Annotated in this window: 26 protein-coding genes and 1 other RNA gene; 16 read left to right on the top strand and 11 right to left on the bottom strand. The window is 60.3% G+C overall.

Annotated elements, in window-relative coordinates:
- Window positions 1–15: 15 nt before the first annotated feature.
- Window positions 16–582 (top strand): hypothetical protein, encoded by a 567-nt coding sequence (locus tag RA29_RS14525; RefSeq protein ID WP_241462618.1) that lies wholly within the window; start codon window positions 16–18, stop codon window positions 580–582.
- 9 nt (window positions 583–591) lie between these two features.
- Here the strand turns inward: RA29_RS14525 and RA29_RS14520 are convergent, their stop codons facing one another.
- The 10 genes from RA29_RS14520 to RA29_RS14480 form a co-directional block, all read right to left on the bottom strand.
- Entirely contained in the window at window positions 592–1,095 is a 504-nt protein-coding gene (locus tag RA29_RS14520) for a ClpXP protease specificity-enhancing factor SspB (protein ID WP_039687080.1), read from the bottom strand.
- A gap of 72 nt (window positions 1,096–1,167) precedes the next feature.
- Entirely contained in the window at window positions 1,168–2,418 is a 1,251-nt protein-coding gene (gene chrA / locus RA29_RS14515; protein WP_039687078.1) for a chromate efflux transporter, read from the bottom strand.
- Window positions 2,415–3,143: a rhodanese-like domain-containing protein gene (locus RA29_RS22880; RefSeq protein WP_152613017.1), complete on the bottom strand. Its 729-nt coding sequence runs from the start codon at window positions 3,141–3,143 to the stop codon at window positions 2,415–2,417. Before RA29_RS22880 ends, chrA begins: the two co-directional genes overlap by 4 nt.
- 149 nt (window positions 3,144–3,292) lie before the next feature.
- A complete protein-coding gene (locus tag RA29_RS14505) occupies window positions 3,293–3,721 on the bottom strand; it encodes an ester cyclase (protein ID WP_039687076.1) in 429 nt (142 codons plus the stop codon).
- Between the two features lie 111 nt (window positions 3,722–3,832).
- Window positions 3,833–4,184: a transfer-messenger RNA gene (gene ssrA / locus RA29_RS22460) on the bottom strand.
- A gap of 79 nt (window positions 4,185–4,263) precedes the next feature.
- Window positions 4,264–4,617 (bottom strand): DUF4345 family protein, encoded by a 354-nt coding sequence (locus tag RA29_RS14500; protein WP_039687074.1) that lies wholly within the window; start codon window positions 4,615–4,617, stop codon window positions 4,264–4,266.
- 37 nt (window positions 4,618–4,654) lie between these two features.
- Entirely contained in the window at window positions 4,655–5,347 is a 693-nt protein-coding gene (locus RA29_RS14495) for a 1-acyl-sn-glycerol-3-phosphate acyltransferase (protein ID WP_039687072.1), read from the bottom strand.
- A 73-nt stretch (window positions 5,348–5,420) separates the two neighbouring features.
- Entirely contained in the window at window positions 5,421–6,068 is a 648-nt protein-coding gene (locus RA29_RS14490) for a hypothetical protein (RefSeq protein ID WP_082029566.1), read from the bottom strand.
- A 5-nt stretch (window positions 6,069–6,073) separates the two neighbouring features.
- Window positions 6,074–7,477 (bottom strand): selenium-binding protein SBP56-related protein, encoded by a 1,404-nt coding sequence (locus tag RA29_RS14485; protein WP_039687069.1) that lies wholly within the window; start codon window positions 7,475–7,477, stop codon window positions 6,074–6,076.
- Window positions 7,478–7,549: 72 nt separating this feature from the next.
- Window positions 7,550–8,305: an FCD domain-containing protein gene (locus RA29_RS14480; RefSeq protein ID WP_039687067.1), complete on the bottom strand. Its 756-nt coding sequence runs from the start codon at window positions 8,303–8,305 to the stop codon at window positions 7,550–7,552.
- An 84-nt stretch (window positions 8,306–8,389) separates the two neighbouring features.
- Here RA29_RS14480 and RA29_RS14475 point away from each other — a divergent pair, with 84 nt between their 5' ends.
- The 6 genes from RA29_RS14475 to RA29_RS14450 all read left to right on the top strand — a co-directional run bounded on the left by RA29_RS14475 (window position 8,390) and on the right by RA29_RS14450 (window position 13,027).
- Entirely contained in the window at window positions 8,390–9,178 is a 789-nt protein-coding gene (locus tag RA29_RS14475) for a DUF2182 domain-containing protein (protein WP_039687065.1), read from the top strand.
- Between the two features lies 1 nt (window position 9,179).
- On the top strand, window positions 9,180–9,887 hold the full coding sequence (locus tag RA29_RS14470) for a DUF1326 domain-containing protein (RefSeq protein ID WP_039687063.1): 708 nt from the start codon (window positions 9,180–9,182) through the stop codon (window positions 9,885–9,887).
- Window positions 9,884–10,393 carry a DinB family protein gene (locus RA29_RS14465; RefSeq protein WP_241462617.1) on the top strand — a complete coding sequence of 170 codons (510 nt, stop codon included), beginning with the start codon at window positions 9,884–9,886 and terminating at the stop codon, window positions 10,391–10,393. Before RA29_RS14470 ends, RA29_RS14465 begins: the two co-directional genes overlap by 4 nt.
- Entirely contained in the window at window positions 10,393–11,496 is a 1,104-nt protein-coding gene (locus RA29_RS14460) for a dimethylsulfoniopropionate demethylase (RefSeq protein WP_039687061.1), read from the top strand. The genes RA29_RS14465 and RA29_RS14460 overlap by 1 nt, the downstream gene beginning before the upstream one ends.
- 86 nt (window positions 11,497–11,582) lie before the next feature.
- Window positions 11,583–12,569: an acryloyl-CoA reductase gene (gene acuI / locus RA29_RS14455; RefSeq protein WP_039687825.1), complete on the top strand. Its 987-nt coding sequence runs from the start codon at window positions 11,583–11,585 to the stop codon at window positions 12,567–12,569.
- 41 nt (window positions 12,570–12,610) lie between these two features.
- Window positions 12,611–13,027, top strand: a complete 417-nt coding sequence (locus RA29_RS14450; protein ID WP_039687060.1) for an HIT domain-containing protein — start codon at window positions 12,611–12,613, stop codon at window positions 13,025–13,027.
- A gap of 29 nt (window positions 13,028–13,056) precedes the next feature.
- Here RA29_RS14450 and RA29_RS14445 read toward each other — a convergent pair whose 3' ends face one another.
- Window positions 13,057–13,260, bottom strand: coding sequence for a hypothetical protein (locus RA29_RS14445; protein ID WP_039687058.1), 204 nt, complete (start codon window positions 13,258–13,260; stop codon window positions 13,057–13,059).
- A 96-nt stretch (window positions 13,261–13,356) separates the two neighbouring features.
- Between RA29_RS14445 and RA29_RS14440 the strand changes: the two genes are divergently transcribed.
- From RA29_RS14440 to RA29_RS14400, 9 genes are all read left to right on the top strand, one after another.
- On the top strand, window positions 13,357–15,051 hold the full coding sequence (locus RA29_RS14440; RefSeq protein ID WP_082029542.1) for a BCCT family transporter: 1,695 nt from the start codon (window positions 13,357–13,359) through the stop codon (window positions 15,049–15,051).
- 89 nt (window positions 15,052–15,140) lie between these two features.
- The gene (locus tag RA29_RS14435; RefSeq protein ID WP_039687821.1) at window positions 15,141–16,367 is read left to right on the top strand and encodes an aminotransferase class V-fold PLP-dependent enzyme; all 1,227 of its coding nucleotides are present in this window, start codon (window positions 15,141–15,143) and stop codon (window positions 16,365–16,367) included.
- A 78-nt stretch (window positions 16,368–16,445) separates the two neighbouring features.
- Entirely contained in the window at window positions 16,446–17,864 is a 1,419-nt protein-coding gene (locus RA29_RS14430; RefSeq protein ID WP_039687056.1) for a deoxyribodipyrimidine photo-lyase, read from the top strand.
- Between the two features lie 75 nt (window positions 17,865–17,939).
- Window positions 17,940–19,148, top strand: a complete 1,209-nt coding sequence (locus tag RA29_RS14425) for a cyclopropane-fatty-acyl-phospholipid synthase family protein (RefSeq protein ID WP_039687054.1) — start codon at window positions 17,940–17,942, stop codon at window positions 19,146–19,148.
- Between the two features lie 18 nt (window positions 19,149–19,166).
- Window positions 19,167–19,607: a TrgA family protein gene (locus RA29_RS14420; protein WP_039687051.1), complete on the top strand. Its 441-nt coding sequence runs from the start codon at window positions 19,167–19,169 to the stop codon at window positions 19,605–19,607.
- Between the two features lie 4 nt (window positions 19,608–19,611).
- The gene (locus tag RA29_RS14415) at window positions 19,612–20,721 is read left to right on the top strand and encodes an NUDIX domain-containing protein (RefSeq protein ID WP_039687049.1); all 1,110 of its coding nucleotides are present in this window, start codon (window positions 19,612–19,614) and stop codon (window positions 20,719–20,721) included.
- A 68-nt stretch (window positions 20,722–20,789) separates the two neighbouring features.
- Window positions 20,790–21,824: a cysteine synthase A gene (locus RA29_RS14410; RefSeq protein ID WP_039687047.1), complete on the top strand. Its 1,035-nt coding sequence runs from the start codon at window positions 20,790–20,792 to the stop codon at window positions 21,822–21,824.
- Window positions 21,824–24,241: a DUF3772 domain-containing protein gene (locus RA29_RS14405; protein ID WP_039687045.1), complete on the top strand. Its 2,418-nt coding sequence runs from the start codon at window positions 21,824–21,826 to the stop codon at window positions 24,239–24,241. Before RA29_RS14410 ends, RA29_RS14405 begins: the two co-directional genes overlap by 1 nt.
- Complete coding sequence (locus RA29_RS14400; protein WP_039687043.1) at window positions 24,238–24,957, top strand: alanyl-tRNA editing protein; 720 nt, start codon at window positions 24,238–24,240, stop codon at window positions 24,955–24,957. The genes RA29_RS14405 and RA29_RS14400 overlap by 4 nt, the downstream gene beginning before the upstream one ends.
- Window positions 24,958–24,993: the final 36 nt, after the last annotated feature.

Here is a 24,993-nt window from a genome sequence, read left to right as displayed (position 1 = left end):
GAGGGTCCATTCATCATGTTCGCACGCAGCATTCCAGTTTTGTCTCACCAGCAGGTCTGGACCGCATTGATGGCTTTGGGCGTTGCCGTGCTTGCTTTGGCAACGGCTGTGCGGGCCGATATAGCGCCCTTTGTGGGCTCATATTCCGGCAGCGCCGATGTGGTGCAGGTCGATGGCACAAGCGTGCCGCGTGACATGAGCGTGGAGATCAGCGAGACGCGGGCCGGATTTACGGTGACATGGACATCGGTGACCCACCGCGACACCGGCAAAGTGTCTGAGAAGTCCTATACCGTGGATTTTGTGCCGAGCGGGCGTGGACAAGTCTATGCCGCCGCCCAGAGAAAGAACGTATTCGGCCATGAGGTCCAACTCGATCCGATGAAGGGCGAGCCCTATGTCTGGGCGCGTATCGTGGACGAAACGCTTACGGTGTTCTCGCTCTTCGTGGATGTCGATGGGGGATACAGCCTGCAGCAATATGATCGAACAGTTACAGAAGGCGGTCTTGACCTGCGGTTCCAGGTCATTCGGGACGGTCGCATTTTGCGCGCCGTCGATACGTTCCTTGAGCGCGGCTAGGCGTTCAACTCACTTCCTGAAACTGTCGAGCGAGACGATGTCGGCATCCTTGCCGTCTTTGCCCCCGTTCTTGGCCTCGTCCGCTGGTTTGGGCGCAGCGGGGGCGCGGCTGGGCAGGATCTCTGGTGGCGGTGCGGGAACGCTGTCGTCGTCCTCGTCCGCTTGCGTTTCAAAGCGCAGTCCGAATTCTACAGACGGATCGACAAAGGTCTTGATCGCGTCATAGGGGATATAAAGCGGCTCGGGCGCGTCGCCGAAGTTAAGTGTAACGGCAAAGCCTTCGCTGCCGACATCCAGGTTGTCATACCAGTGCTGCATGACCACCGTCATCTCACCCGGATACCGGTCGCTCAGCCAATCCGCCAATTCGGCATCGGGGTGGCTGGTGTCGAAGGTGATGAAGAAATGGTGCGCACCGGGCAGGCCGTTTTTGGACACATCGGTCAAAACCTTGCGGATGAGCCCCCGCATGGCCTCGTGCATAAGGTTGCCGTAATCAATGCTGCGGCTCATAGTATCCCCCGTCGTTGAGCCAACCATATCCCAATTTGACGTAGAGGGAAGGGGCCGCAGGCTCTGTTCGCGCTAAACCAGGCCTGTAACGGAAAGTGTACAGCCCAGACCTGCCATCATTGCCAGTGTGGTGAGCAACCCGATCTTCAGCCGCAGCATCAGGTAGGCAGCGATGAATGTAAGACCGACAGCCCACCCATTCAGTGTCGACAGGTCAGGTTGGGGCAGAGCGAGGATGCTGCTGCCGCCAACGGTGCCAAAGATCACATGCAGTGCAAACCACACCGACAGGTTGAGGATGACACCGACCACCGCAGCCGTGATTGCGGACAGCGCAGCAGACAATCGGGGCCGCGCCGCGATATGATCGAGATAGGGACCGGCTGCGAATATCCATATAAAACAGGGGATAAAGGTGACCCACAGCGTCAACGCCCCGGCGGCAAGGGCAAGGGACATCCCGCCTTGGGCGTACCCGGCAAGCAGGGCCACAAACTCGGTCACAAGGATCAGGGGGCCGGGGGTCGTTTCGGCCAGCCCCAGCGCGTCGATCATCTGGCCCGTGGTGATCCAGCCGTGCTCCTGCACCACCTCCTGCGTCATGTAGGCCAGCACGGCATAGGCGCCGCCAAAGGTGACAAAGGCGAGCTTGGAGAAGAACAGGCCGATGTCGAGCAGGAACTCCCGCGCCGTGATCCAGATAAACACAAGCGGCGCGGCCCAAAGGGCGGCGAAGGTCAACACCGTTGGCAATATGCTATTCTGCGACGTGTCGGGGATCTCTTTCGCGCGTTCTTTTGTGCTTAACGCACCGAACAAGCCAGCCGTTAACACAACCACAGGAAATGGCAGACCAAAGACAAACAAAGCAACGAAAGCAGCCCCGGCCAGCACCCATGCAGTACGGCCGGTCAGCGCCTTTTGGCCCAATCGCAAGAGCGCTTGGAGGACGACGACAATCACCGCCGCCTTGACACCAAGAAATGCCGCTTGGACGAACGGCACATCGCCAAACTGAACGTAGACGAGTGCCAGCCCGAGGATGATCACCGCGCCCGGAACGACAAAGAGCAGCCCCGCGAGCACGCCACCCGCAACACCACGCAGACGCCAGCCTGCATAGGTGGCCAGTTGCATCGCTTCAGGTCCGGGCAAGAGCATGCAAAGAGACAGGGCGCGCAGAAACTGATCCTCTGTCAGCCATTTTTGGCGCGCCACGAGCGCGTCGTGCATCAGGGCAATTTGCGCGGCAGGGCCACCGAAGGACAAAAGGCCGATGCGGCCAAAGACGCGGGTCATCTGGGACCAGTTAAATTCCATCATGTGCGATCCTGCCCAGTCAATTGGCGATGAGCAAGCCACGCGGCGTCGAGGACGGGCAGGGCGGCTTCGACCAAGTCTTCATCAGTTTCGTGAAGGTTGGGTAACATGTCGATCCAGTTGGTTCCCGGGGCCTTGCCTGTCTCGATCGCGTCCACATGTGTCAGCACGTCAGGGTCCGTCAGGCCAAACGCCGTGCATGTCGATGTCAGAGCAGTTTCGCCGCTCCAGGCCGGTGCGTCGAAACGATGTGCGACATCCTGAACATGGTCGGGCGGCACCCAGAGCAGCGTCGCGTTTGCATCAAACCAACGACGGACGATCCACGCGCTGAGGGGTGCGCGGCGATCTTTGGTTGCGGGCAGAACCCATGGCGTGCCGTGGGTCGGACATGTTGCGAGCGACAGGGTTGGGTATTGGGCGTCGCGCCACGCAGCATTCCCTCCGTACAAAACCTGCGCTGAAAAACCTGCGCTGCGCAGGTGTGCCGCAACGCCATGCGATAGTTTCAGGCCTCTATGGCAGATCGTGACTACCGGCCGTGTTCGGTCTAGCACCCAGGCTAACTCTGCAACGTCTCGATGTGGCACATGTCGCGCCGTGGGCAGTCGATGCGGAGTTTCGCAGATGTCTTCGGGAAAGCGCACATCGATTAGCTGGGGCAGGTGAAATGTACCTAACTTATCAACTAGATCATGCGCAGAAACGGCGTAAGGCGTGTGGTCCATATTGGCATCCTTTGAACACAACAAAAGGATGCGACATTTGGGCCAGCAGAAGTGCAACGCCTGATGGGGCAGTCGCTTTGGCCCCTATATGGACGTAGCGAGATTGGGCCGCCTCCGTCAAGCCAGACGATGCGCGGCGGGCAGAAGCCCTAACGCAGCCGGTTGCCGCTGAGCATGACCGCCATCGCATTCTCCGGCAGAAGTCCCAGTTGTTCGAACAAGGTCAGAGAGTCTGTCCCTGTATACACTTCGGCAATTTGCTCACCTTCAAATCGGGCGATGACCTGGCCAAAAACATGCACGGGGTCGCCCGTATCGGCTGAATGGCTTTTGATTTCGACAAGAGCCGACAACCAGTCGTCCTGCTCCATCGTGATGGGCAAGGTGATTTCGATATCGCCCAAAAGCTCGCGCACCATTGTGACCAGTTCGGTCAGGTCTTCGATCGAAAAGGGCATGTCCCCCATGATCCCGCGCGAACGCGCATTGGGAGCCAGGAATTTTGGAATCGCATCAAGATCCCCTTGGGTCCACACTTCGTCGTACCAGCCTTGCAGGGTCTTGACCTTGTGCGGCATGTATTCTGTCCCGAATAACCTCTTTGATCGCCAGAGTTAGCGCTCGGTCGTTAACAACCGTTGAAGCTATGGAAAAAAGTCGCGCTTTCGGACTGATGTTATGGGGATGAAAGTGCAGGCTTCTGTTGCCAGGTGCCTGCGAACCCCGCCTTACGCGGCTAGGCGCAAGGGCTTAAAGTCGGTTCGACAAGGGCTGCTTACGCAGCCATTGCAACCGGAGCACGATTGTCGTTTGCAATTGTACTGTTTTCGCCGGTAACGGTGGCAGACAGCCGAGACAAAGCAAACCCCTTTAGACGTCCGTCGATCCTGTTTCGGCCCCATGATCCCGCAAACGACAGGATATTTGGTGGAGCCGCCGGGTACCGCCCCCGGGTCCGATCCGCTTATTACGAGCGCGTTTATGTCCATAGTCCCGAAGGACATCACATAAATATGTCAGCCACGCGCTCTTTGCAATCTGCGGGAGCCTCCGGCGGGGATTTTTTTGAAACAGGGAAGATGCTGCCTCAGTGCATAATCTTCGCCGTGTAGTGTATTGATTAGAAAGGGTTTGCAGCTATGAACCATGCGGCGAGCGCCGCTTCTATTCCGCCAAATAGAAGCACTTTTTTTAATGGAGGTTTGTCCAATATCAGAGATATTACCCGACCCGCAGCGGCACCCACAAAGGCGAAACCGATCATCGCATAGGCCAGTGGCGCATCTATCCAAATCGCAGCGAAACCCGCCACGACAAAGAGCCCACCGACAGAGGCGCGCATCTCGCTCAGTCCCATTGTGCTGTCCGTGGGTGCGAGGTCGAGCGCGGAGGCGGTGTAGCGCGGAGCCAGAAAGCCGAAAAGCCCGAATGCGATGGTCAGCAGGGCGGCGACGATGTTCAGGATGTCAATCATGCGCGGCAGGTAGCGCCGGTGGCGCGGCGCGGCAAGGTCAGAAGTGGTCGCGGAGAGGACGATTCAAGCGCTCTTCCAGATCCCGGTTGAAGTCGGACAGCTCCATCTGCGGATCGAGGTCATCCACCGTCTTTATGTCGACCGAAATATGGCGCCGGCCTTTGCTGCGCCCGATGAAGGTCCAGAAATAGTCGTAGCGGGCGGGTTGAAACCGGCCCAGCCCATCGATGCGCAGCAGCAGGACGGGTCGGTCGGGCCGCTTTTGCAGGATGTCGCGCGCGCCGGACAGGTGTGGGGCGATGATTTCGGGGCCGACCTGCCGCGTGTGTCCGGCCGGAAAGAGCAGCACGCTTTCGCCACGGTCGAGGGCGGCCAGGATGCGCGCCATGCTGCGCTCTTTTTGCGCCTGACGCTTTTCGGCGGGCCATGATTTGGGGGAACTGACATGGATGGCGCGGGCCACGAACATGGGGAACCACTGCACCCAATTGTGGTATTCGCGATAGTGCACCACCGGTCGGATGCGCTGGGTCGTGTAGAGGATCGCGGCAATCAGCGGGCCGTCGAAGCGGCTGACATGGGTGGCGAGGATCAATGTTCCCGTTGAATCCTGCAGCAGGTGTTTGCCCGAGCAACTGACATTGTAGAACAGCGAAAAATAGGTGCGCACGATGGCGAAAAAGAAATGGCGCAGCCATTTGCCCAGCGTGTTGTCAATGAACCGAACCATGTCTTGGGATACCTGAACGTCGTCGCACTCGTACCAAAACTCGCGATCCGGTGACGTTTGGTCAATCGGTTTTTCAGAAGGCGGTCCAAAGGCCGATGCCGCCCACAAGGATCAGGCTGAGCGCCCAAACCAGTTCCAAGTCGAACCAGCCACGCTTGAGGAAATTGAGGCCGAGCCAGCGGTGGACGGCATAGGCGACGGCCCCCCCTGATCCCATCATCGCGGCGGTGTGCAGGACGGCAACGGCAAGGGCGAGGGCGGTTGTTGCCATAAGCGCAGAGGCCGCGCGGTGGCCTGCGTCGAGTTCTTCGATCGCGCAGAGGCCGAGGTAGATGGGCACTAGCATAAGGGCTGCGCCATGGGCGAGGGCCACGAGGAACGACCAGAGCGTTAGCTTGTGCGGCGGGATGCGGGCGAGGAAACGGGCGTGTTTGCGGGTGATGGCGAGGTAAAGGCCCATGCCGATGACCAGAATGCCCGCACCGATGCGGATCTGGGCCTCAAAATCGATGAGCAAGGTCATCATCGAAAAGGGGAGCAGGATGCCGAGCATCGCGGCGAAATGGCCCAAAGATAGCGCGCCCAGCGCGGGCCAAAGCGCGCTGCGACGACGCTCGAACAGAGCGGAGGAGACCGCAAGCGGCCAGCCCATGCTAGGGTTCAGGCCGTGATAGAGGCCGGAGAGGATCACGGCGAGCCAGAGGCCCGCCGCGGTCGTCATGTCCATCAGCCCACCGACGGGTAGCAGAAGCTGTCCGTGGAACAGTCGCCCCCCTCAAGCCGGATCTGGTGGCTGCGGTAGCCTTCGGGGAAGTCAATCCAGAAGTCGGGATCAAGGGCAAAACTGCCATCTTCGCCCACGCGCGCCATGACCATCGCCGCACCGCGGTCGCCGGGATAGAACTGGTCGTCCCAGGTGGAATAGAGCGAGTTGGTCCAGTAGACCCGCTTGCCGTCGCGGCTGACCTCAACCATTTGCGGGCCGTAGCCGAAGGTCTTGCCATTGGGGTGCTTGTGGTTGGCGACGATCCCGCCGATCTCGACCTTGCCTGCCAGCACCGGGTTCATCGGGTCGGACACGTCGTATTGGTGCATCTCGCCAAGACCCCAGCAGGCGACGTAGAGGTACTTGTCATCGAGGCTGAGGTCGATGTCGGTCACGAGCGGAGGCACGGCGCCGAAGCCTTTGAGCAACTCGGGCAGATCGTCGGCATCGGCAGGCACAGGGTCAATGGTGATCGTCTTTTTCGCCTGCCATTCGCCATTCTCATCGCGCCACCAAGTGAAGATTGCGCCCTGCAGGTTGGTCGTATCGACCACCACACCGCAGAAGCCGTATTCCTTGACCGGATCGTGGGCGGGCCGGATCTCCAGCGCCATCTGGTGATGTGCACCAAGATCAATGGACTTTGTCACCTTACGCCCACGTAGATCCCAGAAGTGGATCGTGTGGCCGTATTTGTTGCTGAGCAGATCCTCGGGCACCACGCCATTTTCAAACTGCGGCGGCAGGCCCCATTCGCTGCTCACCATGTAGTCGCGCGGCAGGTTCCACCAGAAATCGTAGTGCTTGTCCTGAATGCCGCGGTCCATCTCGTACCGGCCGAGGATCTCGAAACTCTCGCAATCCATGATGAAGATGCCGGGCGGGCCATCGGTCCCATCCTCGCCACCACCGCCGAGGGTCGACACATAGATGCCTTCGGGGCCGCAATGGATCGTGTGAGGGCGGGAGTATCCCGTCTTTGCCATCAGCTCTTCGGGTTCGATGATCTTGTGGATCTTGGCGTTCAGCGGCTCTTTCACATCAATGATGTAGATGCGCGATGACCGGATGCCGGGGATGATCAGGTAGCGGCGTTCTAGGAACGCATGGCCGGTGAGCGGCGACAGGGCCGAAGAACAGGCGTTCCAGCCGAAATGGTGAAATTCATCGCCGAGGTTCGGCACATAGAGTTCATGAACGATCTGGCTGTAGGTCTTGCTTTCCGGATCGACATCCACGACGGCCAATCCGTCGGGTTTCGTGCCATCCGGGCTGAGCATCAGCGTAAAGGCCAGCTTTTCCACCGGCGCGTGGATCGCGTCATTGGGGGACGGATAAAATGTGGGGTCAGGTCTTAAATTCATGGCTTCCTCCCTGAAGCATATGTCTATCGGTGCCTGGCCCCTCGGCTGCCTTTGCGACTTGGTGGGGAGGGATCAGGCGGTCTTGTGCTCCTTTTCCGCGGCCCGGTTTTCGCGGGACTTGACGACGGAATGCGCCAAGAGCCGCGTGTAGGCTTCTAGTTTAATAAGTGCCGCGTCGAGTTTCGGCGCATCCTGCGCTTCCACCGCGTCTGCGATATCGGTGTGTAGCGCCACGATCTCTTCCCGCGAACGGGCAGTGAAGGTGATCATGTTCATAAGAGGCTGCATCGCCTCGACCGCGCCTGCAAGCTGGTAGCTGAGTACCTTGTTGCCCGCACCATCAACGAGGGCCCGGTGAAAAGTGACGTCTGAGGCGCAGAAGGCCTCATCCGTGAGGCCCGGTTGGCCCTGGCGGTGGATCTCGGCCCGCATGGTCGCGAGTTGGTCCGGCGTGCGGCGCTGTGCTGAGAGCGGGGCGCAGGCGCGTTCAAGCGCGTAGCGTGCTTCACAAGCGACGTCGAAGCTGACGGCGTTCATGGACAGAAGCAGGGTCGAGGTGGTGACCTGCTGCGCATAGGCATCTTCGAAGCGCAGCCGGTTGACGAAAGCACCGCCAGCGGCACCGCGCTGGGTGCGGATCAAGGATTGCGCTGCCAGCCGTTTCAGCGCCTCGCGAACCGTTGGGCGGGAGACGTGAAAGTGGTCCGCAAGTTCGGATTCGGATGGCAACCGCTGATCGACAATCAGATCACCCGCAATGATCGCATCCCGGATCGCCTTTGCAATCTGGGCCGACAGGTCAACCGTGCTGTCGGGATCAATTCTCATGCGCGCACTTTTTCATTTGTCATACATTTTATTGTCTGACATTTAATCTCGCAAGCGTTGAGTCGTGTGCGTCGGGGAGGACACATGCCGCATCTCGTCAGATCAACACTCTGGCTGGGGTTCTTTGGAGCCATCCTGGTGGCATGGTGGGTCATGTATGCCATGTCGGTCGACATGGACGTGGACCTGATCGGGCGACCGGGCGAGATGGGCGCGCGCATGGCCGCGATGGACCCGCGCATGCCCATGTATATGCCGATGGCGAATTTCGGACCGCTGTTCGCGATGTGGGCTATCATGATGGCGGCAATGATGCTGCCGACACTGGTACCGACCCTGCGCAGTTATGAGGACCTGATGGTCAGCGCCAACGGCACGCGGGCAGGCTGGCTGGGCGTTCTCACCGGCTATTCCATCGCATGGGTCGCATTTGCCGCGCTGATCACGGGCGTGCAGCTTGCGCTGCTCTTCGGCGGTGTGGTCGACATGCTGGGCATTTCCAAGACCACGACATTCGCGGGCGTCCTGCTGCTGGCCGTGGGCCTCTTTCAATTCACCCGCGCCAAGGAAATCTGCCATGGCGTCTGCCACAGTCCGATGACCTATTTCCTCGGCCATTGGCGCACCGGCTTCCGAGGTGGTCTTCGCATGGGTCTTGGCCTTGGTGCGTTCTGCGTGGGCTGTTGCTGGGGCTTCATGGCACTTGGATTCGTCGGCGGGGTGATGAGCCTGCTCTGGATGGGCATCGCCACGCTTTTCATGGTGATCGAAAAACTGCCGCAGATCGGGCATGTTGTCACAAAACCCATGGGTGCTCTGCTGGTGCTGGGTGGCATCGGTGTGCTCGCCTATCCATACGTTACAGGAGGTTAAGATGGCCGTGAAAAAACGCCCCGACGCCGACAAGCTGCCGGTCAGCCAGCGCATCGACAGCCGCATGCCGAACCCCGGTCGCCGCCAGATGTCGCCCACCGAATGGGCGATCAAGGGCGAGCTGTTCCTCAACTGCTCGTGCGAGGTGTTCTGCCCTTGCGTCGTCTCGCTAGGCGCACACCCGCCCACCGAAGGGCACTGCCACGCCTGGATGGCCATCGCGATCGACGAGGGGCACTACGAGGGCGAAGACCTTTCCGGTCTGAACGTGGGCCTGATGGTCGACATTCCAGGCCGTATGGGAGAGGGCGGCTGGCGCGTCGCGGCCTATGTGGACGAGCGCGCGAGTGGCAAAGCCTACAATGGGCTGTTGCAAATCTTCTCGGGTGCTGCCGGGGGCACCACAGGTCTCTTCACCATGCTGGTGAGCGACATCGTGGGGGCCGAGCGCGAAAAGGTCGAGATTGTCCGCGAGGGCAAGAAGCGCGGGCTCTACATCGGGCGCAAGATCCAGGGCGAGATCGAGATGATCGACGGGAAGTCACCGGATCATCCGGTGATGATCTCCAACTCAAAATACTGGATGGGGCCCGACATCATCGCGGCGCGCGGCGTGAAATCCAAGGTGCGCGACTATGGCCGCATCTGGGACTTCGGCGGCAAATCGGCCGAGATCTGCCCGATCGACTGGAAAGGCCCCAAGCCGTGATCGACGCGGGTTATGTGCGCACCATGGCCCGTTACAACGCCTGGCAGAACAGCCAGTTGACGGAGATGCTGACGGGTGTCCCGGACGATGAGCTGCGCAAGGAGCGCGGCGCCTTCTTTGGTTCGATCATGGAGACGCTGAACCACATCCTGTGGGGCGACACAATGTGGATGAGCCGGTTCTCTCCGGACGTGGCAGCGCCTTCGATACCCGCTGAAAAGCACAAGGAATTCGCGCCCACCTTTGCTGTCTGGGCTGCCGAACGCTTCCGCATGGATGGCACGATCCGGCTTTGGGCCGATGGGCTCGATACGGTCGACCTGAAAAGCGAGCTGTCCTGGTATTCCGGAATGACTCAGCGACAGCTTCAGGCACCGTTTGAGACCTGCGTCACGCATCTTTTCAACCATCAGACCCACCACCGTGGCCAGATCCACGCCATGATGACCGCAGCAGGGCTGCAAGCACCGGTCAGCGATCTGGTCTTTATGCCAAAGGAAGACTAATGGCCGTCATATCCCCCTCGCGCCGCCTGCGCCGCACACCGTTTTCCGACGGGGTCGAGGCGGCAGGCGTCAAAGCCTATACCATCTACAACCGCATGCTGCTGCCTACGGTCTTTGAGAGTGTCGAGGCCGACTACCGGCATCTCAAGGATCATGTGCAAATCTGGGACGTCTCGGTCGAGCGGCAGGTCGAGCTGCGCGGCCCCGATGCGGGGCGGCTGATGCAGATGCTCACCCCGCGCGACCTGCGCCGGATGCTGCCCGGCCAATGCTATTACGTGCCCATCGTGGACGAGACAGGCGGGATGCTGAACGATCCGGTTGCGGTGAAGCTCAGCGAGGACCGCTGGTGGATTTCCATTGCGGACAGTGACCTGCTCTTGTGGGTCAAGGGGATCGCCAATGGTTACCGGCTGGATGTCCTTGTGGATGAGCCCGATGTGTCGCCACTTGCCATACAGGGACCCAAGGCAGATGACCTCATGGCGCGCGTCTTTGGTGACCGCATCCGTGACATCCGCTTTTTCCGCTTCGACATGTTCCAGTTCGAAGGGCAGGACCTTGCCATCGCGCGGTCTGGCTATTCCAAACAGGGTGGATTTGAGATTTACGTTGAAAATGGGGCGCTTGGCATGCCGCTTTGGAACGCGCTGTTCGATGCAGGCGCGGACTTGCAGGTGCGGGCAGGGTGCCCGAACGGGATTGAGCGGATCGAAGGCGGGCTGCTGAGCTATGGCAATGACATGACCGACGACAACACGCCCCATGAATGCGGGTTGGGCCGGTTCTGCGACACGCAGACCGCCATTGGTTGTATTGGGCGCGACGCGCTGTTGCGCGTCTCCAAGGAAGGACCGGTGCAACAGATCCGCCCGATTTCTATCCATGGCGAGCCGGTCCCCACCTGCGACCGCCCATGGCCGCTTTACGCGGGCGGCAAGCGGGTAGGGCAGGTGACTTCGGCCGCCTGGTCGCCTGATTTCAAGACCAATGTGTCCATAGGTATGGTGCGGATGACCCATTGGGATCCGGGCACGGAATTGGAAGTCGAGACGCTGGACGGCATGCGCCGCGCAACGGTGCAAGAGGCGTTCTGGTTGTAAGCGTCGGACCGGGGCTCTGCCCCGGACCCCGGAGTTTGTTTTGCAAGATGAAGCAGGGGATCATCCCTGAATTAATGGAGAGCGATATGTTCAATGCATTGGTGGTCAACAAGGACGAGGAAAGCGGCAAGACATCTGCTGCAGTCACCGAACTGTTTTTGGATGATCTGCCACAGGCCGACGTGACCGTGGCGGTCGAATACTCCACCGTGAATTACAAGGATGGTCTGTGCATCGGACCCGGCGGTGGTCTCGTGCGCAAGTATCCGCATGTGCCCGGCATCGACTTTGCCGGGACGGTCGAGGCATCGGACGATGACCGCTACAAGCCTGGCGACAAGGTCGTGCTGACCGGCTGGCGCGTGGGCGAGGCGCATTGGGGTGGCTATGCGCAGAAGGCGCGGGTCAAGGCCGACTGGCTGGTCCCGCTGCCCGAAGGTCTGGACACGCGGCAGGCGATGGCTGTCGGCACCGCCGGGTTCACAGCGATGCTTGCGGTGATGGCGCTGGAAGATCACGGGATCAAACCGGGGCCTGTGCTGGTCACGGGCGCTGCCGGTGGTGTCGGCTCTGTCGCGACCGCGATCCTTGCAAATCTGGGCCACAAGGTTGCTGGCGTCACTGGGCGGCCTGAGACGGCCGAGTATCTTGAAAGCCTCGGTGCAACGCAGATTGTTGCCCGCGAAGAGATCAACGAAACAGTGAAACGCCCGCTGGAATCCGAGACATGGGGCGGCTGCGTTGATGCGGTGGGCGGCGCGATGCTGGCGCGTGTGCTGGGACAGATGGAATACGGCGCTTCGGTCGCCGCTGTCGGTCTTGCTGGCGGTGCAGGCCTTCCTGCAACGGTCATTCCGTTCCTGCTGCGCGGTGTGAACCTCTTGGGCATCGACAGTGTCATGCAGCCCTATGACAACCGCGTCCGCGCCTGGCAGCGCATCGCCAAGGATTTGCCCATGGACAAGCTCGATGCCATGGTCCAGCCCGCAACCCTGTCCGATCTGCCGCAACTGGGGGCAGACATCCTCAAAGGGCAGGTCAAGGGCCGTGTCGTGGTCGACGTGAACGCCTGATCGGTCTAAACGGGTCTCCGAACACGCATTCGGAGACCCGCATGACCGCCTATGACGACCAGAACATCTTTGCCCAAATCCTGCGGGGCGAGATCCCGTGCTTCAAGGTCTACGAAGACGACGACACCCTGTGCTTCATGGACATCATGCCGCGCACGGATGGGCATTGCTTGGTGATCCCCAAGACACCCTGCCGCAATGTGCTGGACGCAAGCGACGCACAACTGGCGGCTGTCATGTCAACGGTCAAGAAAGTGGCAAATGCGGCCAAGGCGGCTTTTGACGCCGATGGCATCACCCTCCAGCAGTTCAACGAAACGGCTGGCGGGCAAGAGGTGTTTCATCTGCATTTCCACATACATCCCCGCCATGCAGGCGTGTCGATGCGCCCGCCCGGGACGATGGGTGATATGGATGTGATCAAGGGGCATGCCGAACAGATCAGTGCGGCCCTGTAGAAGACCGACTCAAGGAAGGTGAGCCTCGCTCACGCTGGTGATTCTGCGACACCAAACAGCGCGGATTTGTCGGTTTTCGTCGATCCAAAGCCAATGTCGTGCCCGATTCTCGCAAAAATGAGACAAACAACGTCGGAAAAGGACCAACCAAGGCGTAAATTCTGCGCGATCTCGGTCACTGATTCTGAAATTCCCGTAGCGAATTTCATATACGACACAAAACCGGCGATCACGTGCCAATTCCGACGCGGGAAGCTACATTTTACCCTTCGCGCGCGCCGAAACCCGTGCTTTCCTAGTGTCATAAAAATGACAACAGGAAGGTATCCATGTCTATTCAACCCCCTTTGACGGAGCTTCCGATCAAGACCGCCGACAGCGGTTTTTATCGTGGGTTCAGCGTCAATGTTGCGGTGATCAGTAAGATCATCATCAGTCTGCTTGTCGTCTGGTGTATCGTCTGGCCGACCGAGGCCGGGACGATCCTGGGCGATTGGAACAGCGTCATCCTCGAAAACTTTGCCGCCTGGTACATCTGGGTCGTAACGTTTTTCGTGATTGTCTGTATCGGCTTGGCCATCTGGCCGACCGCCGGGAAATTGAACCTCGGCCAGCCGGGTGAAAAGCCGGAGTTCAGCAATTTCTCATGGTTTTCCATGATGTTCGGCGCCGGGATCGGTGTCGGTATGCTGACCTGGGCCGTGGCCGAACCGGTGGCGCACTTCAAAAACAACCCCGCTGTCATCCAGGGCGCAACAACCGCGCTGGGTGAGGACAACGTGCGCGAGGCCTATGTCTGGTCGTTTCTGCACTGGGGTCTGGGCGCGTGGGCCTGCTATGCGATTGCGGGCCTTGCGCTCGCGTTCTTCAGCTACCGTCGCGGCCTGCCGCTGACGATCCGGTCGTCGCTGACGCCGCTCTTTGGTGCAAAGTTGTCTGGCTTCCTCGGCAACCTGATCGACATCGTGGCTGTTGTGGCAACCATCCTCGGTGTGGCCCAAACCCTGGGCTTCGGTGTGGAACAGTTCGTGGCTGGCCTGACCCGGATCGGGATCGGCGGCCTGATGGAAGAAAGCGGTTCTGCAACCACACTTGGCATCATCGTGGCCCTGCTGGTCATCATGGGCGCCTCGACCCTGTCCGCACTGTCCGGCGTCGGCAAGGGCATCAAGTGGCTGTCCAACATCAATATGGTTCTGTCGATCTTCCTTCTGGGCTTCTTCATCCTGTTCGGGGCGACCTTCTTCGGTGCGGCGGCCTTCTTTGTCGGCATCTGGGACTACCTGGTGGCGCTCCCGTGGCTCAGCTTCAACGTCTACCAATCTGACGGTGTCGAAGGGTCCGAAGCGTTCCTGCTGGCACAATGGCAGGGCTGGTGGCCGGTCTTCTACTGGGCCTGGTGGATTGCGTTCGCACCCTTCGTGGGGCTGTTCCTGGCGCGCATCTCGCGCGGTCGGACCATCCGGGAGTTTGTGCTGGGTGCCATGATCGTGCCGTCGCTGATGTGCTTTGTCTGGTTCTCCTGGGCCGGTGGCACCGCCATCGACCTTGAACTGAACGGTGACGCAGGTGGTGTCATTCTGGACGCGGCCAATGGCGACAAGATCTTTGCCATGACCGAGTTCATGCTGGCGCCCATTGCTCAGTTCCTGGCTTGGGGTATGGCCGTGGTGATCGTTGTCCTGCTGATGACGTTCCTCGTGACCTCCGCTGACTCCGCCGTGCTGATCGTGAACACCATCAACGCTGCCGGTGACGAAGGGCCCAAGGCACGTCCACACATCCTGTTCTGGGGCTCGGCCCTTGGGCTCGTGGTGGCAGGTCTGCTCATCTCGGGCGGAACCGGGGCCATTCAGACCGCCATGGTAATCGGGGCCTTGCCGTTCTCGATCGTGATGGCGCTGATGTGTCTGGCACTGATCAAGGCCATCTACAATGATGGCCGTCGCGAGGCTGCAGGTGTGCCTGCCGTGCACTCGGAAATTCCGGGTGCCACGGGGAACGGGCTTTCGCCTGCCGAGTAGTACGCAGTCACACGCGTGAATCATGGGCCCCGGCGCTTGCGTGCCGGGGCCTTTTTCGTACTCTGGGCATGACGTTGAAAGGTCCGCCCATGTCCCTTGATCTCGACTTTGTCCGCGCTCAGTTCCCGGCGTTTTCCGAACCATCCCTGCAGGGGCAAGCTTTCTTTGAGAACGCGGGCGGCAGCTACACCTGCAAGCAGGTCATCGACCGGCTCTTTCGCTTCTACACTCAGCGCAAGGTGCAGCCCTACGCCGATTACGAGGCGTCGCGGCTGGGCGGCGAAGAGATGGATGAGGCACGCACGCGCATGGCCGCCATTCTGGGCGTAGAAACGGATGAGCTGAGCTTTGGCCCATCAACCACGCAAAACACTTACGTATTGGCCAATGCCTTTGCTGGTATGATGCAACCGGGTGAGGCCATCGTCGTCACCAACCAGGATCACGAGGCAAACTCCGGCCCCTGGCGGCGCTTGGCCGAACGCGGGTTCGAGGTGCGCGAATGGCAGGTCGATCCAGGTACTGGCCACCTTGACCCGGCAGCGCTCGAAAACCTGCTTGATGAAAAAGTGCGGCTGGTTTGCTTTCCTCACTGCTCGAACGTGGTGGGAGAGATCAATCCAGTGACAGAGATCACCGCACTGGCCCACGCTGCCGGAGCATTCGTCTGTGTCGATGGTGTCAGCTACGCGCCCCACGGCTTCCCCGATGTCGGCACACTCGGCCCCGACATCTACCTCTTTTCAGCCTACAAAACCTACGGCCCCCACCAGGGTCTGATGGTCATCCGTCGCGCCTTGGGTGAGCTGTTGCCGAACCAGGGTCATTATTTCAACGCGGGCTCTCTTTACAAACGCTTCACCCCCGCAGGCCCCGATCACGCGCAAGTCGCGGCCTGTGCAGGCATGGCAGATTATGTAGACGCACTTTACGATCACCATATCGGTGGGGGTGAGGCACAAGTGTCCCCGCGGGGACAAATCGTCCATGACCTGATGCGCAGCCGCGAGGTCGAGGCGCTGACCCGCGTGATGGACGCCCTGAAAGACCGCAACGACCTGCGCGTGATCGGCCCAACCGATCCCGTGACCCGCGCCCCGACGGTCGCCGTTGATCTGGGCCGCGACCCGGTCGCTGTGGCCGCAGAACTGGCTGGGCACGGGATCATGGCGGGCGGCGGGGACTTCTACGCCGTGCGCGCCTTGCAGGCCATGGGCGTCGATCCGAACCGGGGCGTTCTGCGCCTGAGTTTCACGCATTACACGAACGATGCCGAAATCGACCAATTGCTGACCGCACTTGACGCCGTTCTTTGACGCAAAGGCACCCTGCGACATCTTGATCCAAGTGCGGACACGCTACGTAAGCCTCGGTAAGTAAAAGAGGACGGGGCGTTGAGCAGCACACCGATCATCATGTGGTTCCGCCGCGACCTCCGGCTGAGCGATCACCCTGCGTTGAAAGCCGCCTGCGACAGCGGACGCCCCGTGATCCCGGTCGTCATCCGTGACGCCAGCGTCGATGCCCTGGGGGCCGCCCCCAAATGGCGCTGGGGGCTTGGGGTCGGGCATCTGGCCGCGTCGCTGGCCGAAAAGGGCAGCAAGCTGATCTGCCGATCCGGTGACGCGCTGGAGGTGCTTCGAAACCTCGTGGAAGAAACTGGGGCCGGGGCCGTTTATTGGTCGCGGCTGTACGATCCAGAAGCCGTTGAGCGCGACAGCAAGATCAAGGCGACGCTGAAAGATGCTGGAATAGAGGCGCGCAGTTATGGCGGACACCTGATGTTCGAGCCTTGGACAGCAGAGACGAAAACCGGCGGCTTCTACAAGGTCTATACGCCCTTCTGGCGGACAGTGAAGGATCGCGAGGTCGATGCGCCTTTGTCCACTCCGGGCAGCATTCCGGCACCGGATGCCTGGCCGATGAGCGAAGCGCTTGATGACTGGAACTTGGGTGCAGCGATGAACCGTGGGGCGCAGGTCGTGCGCCCTTACGTGCGGCTTGGTGAAAGTGCCGCGCAGTCCCGGTTGGGCGCGTTCATGGCGTCCAAGGTGGCGAGCTATGATGACGGACGCGACATCCCGGCAGAGGATCGCACCTCGAACCTGTCCGAAAACCTCGCTCTGGGAGAGATCAGCCCGCATCAATGCTGGCATGCTGGCATGCGGGCTTTGAACGAGGGGAAGGCCGGAGCCGAGACCTTCCTCAAGGAACTTGTCTGGCGCGAGTTTGCGTATCACCTGATGCATCACACGCCGCGCATCGTGGACCAGAACTGGAAAGAGGATTGGGACGCCTTTCCCTGGAACGAGGACGAGCGCAAGGCCGAGGTCAAAGCCTGGAAACAAGGGCGCACCGGCATCCAGTTCGTGGATGCGGCCATGCGCGAAATGTATGTAACCGGCCGTATGCACAACCGGGGGCGCATGATCGTCGCCTCGTATCTGTGCAAGCATTTGATGTGTCACTGGCGGATTGGCCAGAAATGGTTCGAAGAGTGCCTGATCGACTGGGACCCGGCCAGCAATGCGATGGGCTGGCAATGGTCGGCAGGCTCCGGTCCAGATGCGACGCCCTATTTCCGCGTGTTCAACCCGGTCACACAGCTCGACAAGTTCGACAAGAACCGCGACTACGTGAGGCGCTGGATCGCAGATGGGCGCAGAAACAAGGCACCCGAGGCGCTTTCCTATTTCGATGCGATCCCGCAGTCCTGGCAGATGTCACCGGATGACACCTATCCCAACCCGATTGTGCCTGCCGACGAGGGACGCAAACGTGCGCTAAGTGCTTATGAAAACCGCGATTTCTGATGACAACGGCGCGCGGATGCTTGCGCCGTGCAAACTGTCTAGTTAACTTGACAAAAACGCGAACGGGGAGCGTGTATGATCCTGACAACAACTGACGGCCAGTCAAACTTGCCGCGCTATTTCGCCCGTGTCTTCGACATGGCGCAGGGGATGAACAACGGACGGGTGGATTTCGTGCTGCCCGATGGGCGCCACTTTCGGGCGGAGGGGCCGAACCCCGGTCCGGTGGCCGAGGTGCATATTCACAATGACGACCTCTTTGCCCGCCTGATCCGCGAAGGCGATCTTGGGTTTTGCGACGCCTATCTGGACGAGTGGTGGAGCACGCCGGACCTGCAAGCCTTCATGGATTGGGTCCATGCGGACAATGACGACATCTATGATGGCTTTCCGGGCATGGGGCTGGTGCGGCGGTTTGAGAAGTTCCGCTTCTGGCTGCAACGCAATCACCGCGAGCAGGCGCGCAAGAACATCAGCTATCACTACGATCTTGGCAACGACTTCTATGGTCTATGGCTGGATGACACGATGACCTATTCCTCGGCCCTGTTCGAGACGGGCCAGGAAAGCCACGAGGCGGCGCAGATTGCAAAATACGCCAGCATGGTGGACCAGATGGGTGCACAGCCTGGTGATCACATCCTTGAGATTGGCTGCGGCTGGGGTGGCTTTGCCGAATACGCGGCCAAGGAGCGCGGGCTGAAGGTCACGGGGCTGACGATCAGCGAAGAGCAGTTCAAGTACGCCCGAGAACGCATTGAGAAGGCGGGCCTTTCTGATCTCGTTGATTTCAAGCTGCAGGACTACCGCGATGAGCGCGGCACTTACGATGGCATCGCGTCGATCGAGATGTTCGAGGCCGTGGGCGAGAAGTATTGGCCTGTCTATTTCGAGACGGTCAAGGAAAGGCTCAAGCCGGGCAAGAACGCGACGCTACAGATCATCACGGTGCAGGATCGCCGCTGGAAGGTCTATAAGCGCGGCGTGGATTTCATCCAGAAATACATCTTTCCCGGTGGCATGTTGCCAAGCCCATCCGTGCTGCGCCAGCAGATCACCAAGGCGGGTCTGGGGGTCGAGCGGTCCATCGAGTTCGGGCAAAGCTACAACATCTCGCTGCGTCGCTGGCATGAGACCTTCAACCAGAAGTGGGACGAGATTGCCGAGATGGGGTTTGACGACCGCTTTCGCCGTATGTGGAATTTTTACCTGACCTCTTGCGCGGCCACCTTTGAAAGTGCCAACTGCGACGTGACGCAGATCACGATAAAACGACCTGGATAGATATGAAAGACCTGACCGATGCCTGACGCAGCCAAACTTGTCGGTGGCTTAGGTCTGGCGCTCGTGGCGTTCATCGTGTCCGGCATGATCATGCCGCTGTTTGAGGAAGACACAAATTTCGGCTGGTTCACATATTTGAACGTGGCCGTAGGTTTCATATCTGGTTGGATGGTGATCGGCGGGCGTGCAGGGCGTGGCATGACGTCGGCCGTGAATGTGGGCCTGACGGGCCCGGTTGTGTTGGTGTTTTGGGCGCTCTTCATTCAATCCTGCAACGAGATGGTGCGATTGGCGATGAAGAACCGTTATGACGGACCATTCGAGGCCATCGTCGCGATCTTTCAGATTGGGGCGGAATGGGCGCTGCTGATGTCAACGATCCCGATCTGGGCAACACTTCTGGCGGGCGGGGTCATCACCGGGCTTATGACCGAATACGCCTGGCGCACCTGGCGGTAACACAATGAGATCTTTGTTCTTTTACGGCACGTTGCAGCACGGGCCGCTTTTGAACTGCGTGCTGGGGCGCAGCGCTAGCGCGTGCAAAGCCACTGCTGCAGAGCTGCCGGGATACGCGGCGCGCGCGTCTGCGGATGGTCTGTATCCTGTGTTGGTCGAGGCGCCTGATGCGGTGACAGCAGGTGTTGTGGTGCAGGGTATCACGGATGATGAGCTTGCGCGGTTGAACTTCTACGAGGGCGGTTTTGACTACGATGTGCGGGCTGAGCGCCTTGCGTCGGGCGAAGAGGTGCATGTCTATGTCCCGGGGCAGGGTGTGTCTGCCACCGATGCGCTTTGGGATTTTGAGGCTTGGCGGGCAAAGTGGGCCGAAATGGCAGTATGGGCTGCGCGTGAGGTCATGGCAGGCTATGGTTGCTTGAGCAGGGATGAGATCGCTGCCCGTTTTCCCCGCATCCGCGCCCGGGCCTGGAGCAAGGTGTTGGCCCAGTCCGGTCGCCACGGCCGCGATGTTCTGGATGGGCGGGTTGAGATTCTGTCGCGTCGGCAGGGCTATGTAAACTTCTTTGCCATGGAAGATGTGGTTCTGCGGCATGAGACCTTTGACGGTGGCATGTCCGACGTGATGGATCGGGGCGTGTTCGTGTCCTCTGACGCGGCGTTGGTGTTGCCCTATGACCCGGTCCGGGATCGCGTCCTGCTGGTCGAACAAATCCGCATGGGGCCTGTGGGCCGTGATGATCCGGTGCAATGGCAGCTGGAACCGGTGGCGGGTCTGATCGACCCCGGCGAAAGCCCCGAAGAGGCGGCGCGACGCGAGGGGCTGGAGGAAGCGAACCTGCGCTTTGACGTGCTTGAACCTGTTGGCGAATGCTATGCCTCGCCCGGTGCGACGACGGACTTCTTTCATATGTTCGTTGGCCTGTGCAATCTGCCCGATGGTGTTGCGGGGATTGGTGGCGAACCTTCGGAAGGGGAGAACATTCGCAGCCATGTCATGGGTTTTGACGCTTTGCTGGCCATGGCCGACGACCGCTACATCGCGAATGCGCCGCTGGGGATGCTGACCTATTGGCTGCACCGGCATCGTGATCGCTTGCGCGGCGCATCGTAACCGGACGCGGCTTGAGGTCGCGTCATTGCATCGCTACACCTTTGATCGAACGACGGAAGGAACGCCTTATGCGCTACGCATCTGATCTGGCCGCGGCCATTGGAAACACGCCCCTGATCAAGCTGCGGCGGGCGAGTGAGGAGACGGGCTGTACCATTCTGGGCAAGGCCGAGTTCATGAATCCCGGCCAGTCGGTCAAGGACCGCGCGGCGCTGTCGATCATTCAGGAGGCTGTCGCGAGCGGTGCGCTGCGCCCGGGTGGCACGATTGTCGAGGGCACGGCGGGCAACACGGGCATCGGTCTGGCACTGGTGGGTGCATCGATGGGGTTCAAGACCGTCATTGTGATCCCAGAAACGCAGAGCCAGGAAAAGAAGGATATGCTGCGCTTGGCCGGTGCGGAACTCGTTCAGGTTCCCGCGGCACCCTATCGCAACCCGAACAATTTTGTACGCTATTCCGGGCGCTTGGCCGAGGAACTTGCCAAGACGGAGCCGAATGGCGCGATCTGGGCCAACCAATTCGACAACGTGGCCAACCGCAAGGCGCATGTCGAGACGACCGGGCCTGAGATTTGGGAGCAGACGGACGGCAAGGTCGATGGGTTCATCTGCGCTGTCGGCTCTGGCGGCACATTGGCAGGCGTGGCTGAGGTCTTGCAGCCAAAGGGGGTCAAGATCGGCCTGGCAGACCCCGATGGGGCCGGCCTGTTCAGCTATTACACCACCGGTGAAATCGCGATGGAGGGGGGCTCCATCGCTGAAGGCATCGGGCAGGTGCGCATCACCAAGAACCTTGAAGGGTTCGCGCCGGATTTCAGCTACAATGTCTCCGACGCTGAGGCGCTGCCGATCGTTTTTGACCTGCTGGAGAATGAGGGCCTGTGCCTGGGCGCATCGTCGGGCGTGAATGTGGCGGGGGCCATTCGGCTCGCCAAGGATCTGGGGCCGGGGCATACCATCGTGACGATCCTGTGTGATTTCGGCACGCGGTATCAGTCCAAACTGTTCAACCCGGACTTCCTGCGCAGCAAGGACCTGCCGGTGCCGGACTGGCTGGAACAGGGGCCATCCAGCATTCCCGGTGTGTTTGAGGACGTTTGATGCCCTTGGCGTGGTTGCGTACCGCACTTCTGACTGCCTGCATCGTTCTGTTTGCCAGCCTTGCGGTCGCTCAGAACAACGGACCGGATTACGAAGCGTGGGAAAACACCGCCACCCGGGCCGAACGGGCGGTTGAGGTTGCCGAGGCCTCGAACCAGGCCTTTGAAACCTTGCGCGCCGAGGTGGCCGACTGGCGCATCCGGTTTGAGAACCAGCTCAATGCCAATGCAAGCCGGTTGCAGACCTTGCGCGATCAGATCGCTGCGTTGGGGCCAGCCCCCGAAGAGGGTCAGGAGGAACCGACAGAGATTGCAAACCGTCGCGCGGAACTGACTGAACAGCGCGAGCGGTTGAGCACGCCAAGGCGCACGGCAGAAGAAGCGTTCAGCCGGGCCAACGGTATCATCGCCGAGATTGACGGTATCCTGCGGGACAGGCAGACCGAAGAGCTGCTGAACATGGGCCCGTGGCCGGTCAACCCGAACAATTGGCCCGCCGCGTTGCGACATGCGCAGGAATCTCTAACAGCACTTGTCGCGGGCACGCGCCAAGCCTGGCAAAACCCTTCGCGTCGATCCAGTGCAAGCGATAATCTTCCGCTGGTTCTGTTTTTGTTGGCGGTTGGCATTGTGCTTCTGGCCCGGTCCCGACATTGGACAGAGTTGCTGGCCGTGCGCATTCAGCGGGGCGGGACAGGATCAAGCGCCGGGGTCGCCAGTTTTGTCGTGTCGCTGGGGCAGATCATTTTGCCCATGCTCGGCCTGTTTGCCTTTATCCGCGCGGTCCGTGCGACAGAGCTGTTTGGACCAAGAGGTGATCTGCTGTTGGACGGGCTGGAGATCTTTGGCCTTGTGCTGTTTTTCTCGCGCTGGTTGGCCAGCCGTCTGTTCCCACAAGATGATGCGTTGCGGCTGTCTGTGGCTATTCCGGACAACCGGCGGGGCGAAGGCCGCGTCTATGCCGCCATCTTGGCGTGTGTCTTTGGTCTGGCTGTCCTGCTGACCGGCGTGTCCGATTTTGACCGCTATGATGCGGGATCGGATGCGGTTCTGCATTTCCCACTTGTGATCGTCGCGGGCCTTGTCCTCGTGCGGTTGGGTTGGCTCTTGCGCCGCAAAGTGCGCGAGCGCAGCACGGATTTAGAACAACCGGTTCCATACGGTGACCGGGTCGCCGCCACGATTGGCCGGGCCGTGATTGCAGTTGGGTTGCTTGCCCCCGTCCTCGCCGCGTCTGGCTTTGGTGCAGCGTCGAAATTTCTGATCTATCCAACCATCCTCACCCTTGCGTTGATTGGTACTGTCGTTCTGCTTCAAGGCTTTGTCCGCGATGTCTATGCCGCGTTGCGCCCGGGTGAAGGTGCCCGCGAAAGCTTGGTGCCGACCCTTGTCAGCTTCCTACTGGTTTTGCTTGCCATTATCCCCCTATCGCTGATCTGGGGCGCTCGTGTCACTGATTTGACCGAGGTTTGGGCCGCCTTGCGCTCTGGTCTGACCATCGGCGATGTGACGATTTCGCCCGGCAACTTCTTTACCCTTATCATCGTTTTCACCATTGGTTACGTGCTGACCCGCGCGGTGCAAAACGCCCTAAAGACATCCGTTTTACCCAAGACGAAGCTCGACCCCGGTGGGCAGGTCGCGATTGTGTCTGGCCTGGGGTATGTCGGGATTTTCCTTGCCGCGCTGATTGCCATCACATCAGCCGGTATCGACCTGTCGAGCCTCGCCATCGTGGCGGGTGCACTGTCGGTGGGCATCGGCTTTGGCCTACAGACCATCGTGTCGAACTTTGTCTCGGGCATCATCCTTCTGATCGAACGCCCGATCTCCGAGGGGGACTGGATCGAGGTCGGCGGGCAGATGGGTTATGTTCGCTCGATCTCGGTCCGGTCGACACGGATCGAGACCTTTGACCGCACCGATGTGATCGTGCCCAATGCCGACCTGATTTCCGGCACGGTCACGAACTACACCCGTGGCAACACGGTTGGCCGGGTTATCGTGCCCGTCGGTGTCGCCTATGGCACCGACACACGGCGTGTCGAACGCATCCTGAAAGAGATTGCAGATGCCCACCCTATGGCGCTGGCCAATCCGCCCCCGGCGGTTCTGTTCATGGGCTTTGGCGCCGACAGCCTGGATTTCGAGATCCGCATTATTCTGCGCGACGTGAACTGGATGCTGGCCGTCAAGAACGAGATCAACCACCAGATCAACGAACGCTTCCAGCAGGAGGGAATCGAGATACCCTTTGCCCAGCGGGATGTCTGGTTGCGTAATCCTGAAGTGTTGCAACCCAAGGTTGCGAGCGTGCCTGAGGCGACCACAGACAACAAGCCAACCGCAGATCACATCGAATACAGCGACATTGAGCCGGATGCCTCGGCGGATGATGGCGACGGAGACGCAAGATGACCGAACCGCTGTTTCGCGACGATGCCTATATGCGGGATGCCGATGGCGTCGTCATAGCACACACGCCCGAAGGTGGCATCGTTTTGAACCGATCGGTGTTTTATCCCACGGGCGGCGGACAGCCGGGCGACAGCGGATCGCTGAGTTGGGATGGCGGGGCGCTGACCATTGCCACGACAGTCAAAGGCGATGGCGACAGTATCATCCTTGTTCCGGCCGAGCCACGCGCCTTGCCCCCGGTGGGTGCGCAGGTGGTGCAGTCGTTGGATTGGGATCGGCGCCACGCCCATATGCGTGTGCATACGGCGCTGCATTTGTTGTCCGTTGCTTTGCCGTTCGGTGTGACGGGCGGGTCCATCTCTGCCGGGCGCGGGCGTCTTGACTTTGATATGGCTGACGCGCCCGAGGACAAGGACGCCATTGCCGACGTTCTGAACGATCACGTGTCCGCCGATGCCCGTGTGAGTGCCGAGTGGATCACTGAGGCTGAGCTGGATGCCAACCCGGAAATGGTCAAGACCTTGTCCGTGAAGCCGCCGCGCGGCGCTGGTCAGATCCGGTTGATCCGCATTGGCGAAGGGCCGTCGACGATTGACCTGCAACCATGCGGTGGCACCCACGTGGCCAGAACAGGCGAGATCGGTGCATTGCGTATCGGCAAGGTTGAAAAGAAGGGGCGCATGAACCGCCGCGTCTATCTTCATCTCGACGGTTGAGATTTTTCGCAACGAACCCGCTTGCATCCCGGTGCC

This window comes from Tateyamaria sp. ANG-S1, assembly GCF_000814025.1.
In the GTDB taxonomy this organism is placed as follows: domain Bacteria; phylum Pseudomonadota; class Alphaproteobacteria; order Rhodobacterales; family Rhodobacteraceae; genus Tateyamaria.
The sequence above is the reverse complement of the archived record's forward strand: the minus strand, read 5'-3'. Positions and strand labels throughout refer to the sequence as shown.

Coding starts and splice junctions, on each gene's coding strand:
- RA29_RS14490 (WP_082029566.1), bottom strand. CDS start 6,068: ATGACGACCGCGGCGGGCCTCTGGCTCGCCGTGATCCTCTCCGGCCTC.
- RA29_RS14480 (WP_039687067.1), bottom strand. CDS start 8,305: ATGAGAATTGATCCCGACAGCACGGTTGACCTGTCGGCCCAGATTGCA.
- RA29_RS14525 (WP_241462618.1), top strand. CDS start 16: ATGTTCGCACGCAGCATTCCAGTTTTGTCTCACCAGCAGGTCTGGACC.
- RA29_RS14470 (WP_039687063.1), top strand. CDS start 9,180: ATGGCCGTGAAAAAACGCCCCGACGCCGACAAGCTGCCGGTCAGCCAG.
- RA29_RS14415 (WP_039687049.1), top strand. CDS start 19,612: ATGAGATCTTTGTTCTTTTACGGCACGTTGCAGCACGGGCCGCTTTTG.
- RA29_RS14520 (WP_039687080.1), bottom strand. CDS start 1,095: ATGAGCCGCAGCATTGATTACGGCAACCTTATGCACGAGGCCATGCGG.
- RA29_RS14485 (WP_039687069.1), bottom strand. CDS start 7,477: ATGAATTTAAGACCTGACCCCACATTTTATCCGTCCCCCAATGACGCG.
- RA29_RS14475 (WP_039687065.1), top strand. CDS start 8,390: ATGCCGCATCTCGTCAGATCAACACTCTGGCTGGGGTTCTTTGGAGCC.
- acuI (WP_039687825.1), top strand. CDS start 11,583: ATGTTCAATGCATTGGTGGTCAACAAGGACGAGGAAAGCGGCAAGACA.
- chrA (WP_039687078.1), bottom strand. CDS start 2,418: ATGATGGAATTTAACTGGTCCCAGATGACCCGCGTCTTTGGCCGCATC.
- RA29_RS14405 (WP_039687045.1), top strand. CDS start 21,824: ATGCCCTTGGCGTGGTTGCGTACCGCACTTCTGACTGCCTGCATCGTT.
- RA29_RS14400 (WP_039687043.1), top strand. CDS start 24,238: ATGACCGAACCGCTGTTTCGCGACGATGCCTATATGCGGGATGCCGAT.
- RA29_RS22880 (WP_152613017.1), bottom strand. CDS start 3,143: ATGGACCACACGCCTTACGCCGTTTCTGCGCATGATCTAGTTGATAAG.
- RA29_RS14505 (WP_039687076.1), bottom strand. CDS start 3,721: ATGCCGCACAAGGTCAAGACCCTGCAAGGCTGGTACGACGAAGTGTGG.
- RA29_RS14420 (WP_039687051.1), top strand. CDS start 19,167: ATGCCTGACGCAGCCAAACTTGTCGGTGGCTTAGGTCTGGCGCTCGTG.
- RA29_RS14440 (WP_082029542.1), top strand. CDS start 13,357: ATGTCTATTCAACCCCCTTTGACGGAGCTTCCGATCAAGACCGCCGAC.
- RA29_RS14450 (WP_039687060.1), top strand. CDS start 12,611: ATGACCGCCTATGACGACCAGAACATCTTTGCCCAAATCCTGCGGGGC.
- RA29_RS14460 (WP_039687061.1), top strand. CDS start 10,393: ATGGCCGTCATATCCCCCTCGCGCCGCCTGCGCCGCACACCGTTTTCC.
- RA29_RS14495 (WP_039687072.1), bottom strand. CDS start 5,347: ATGGTTCGGTTCATTGACAACACGCTGGGCAAATGGCTGCGCCATTTC.
- RA29_RS14425 (WP_039687054.1), top strand. CDS start 17,940: ATGATCCTGACAACAACTGACGGCCAGTCAAACTTGCCGCGCTATTTC.
- RA29_RS14500 (WP_039687074.1), bottom strand. CDS start 4,617: ATGATTGACATCCTGAACATCGTCGCCGCCCTGCTGACCATCGCATTC.
- RA29_RS14435 (WP_039687821.1), top strand. CDS start 15,141: ATGTCCCTTGATCTCGACTTTGTCCGCGCTCAGTTCCCGGCGTTTTCC.
- RA29_RS14410 (WP_039687047.1), top strand. CDS start 20,790: ATGCGCTACGCATCTGATCTGGCCGCGGCCATTGGAAACACGCCCCTG.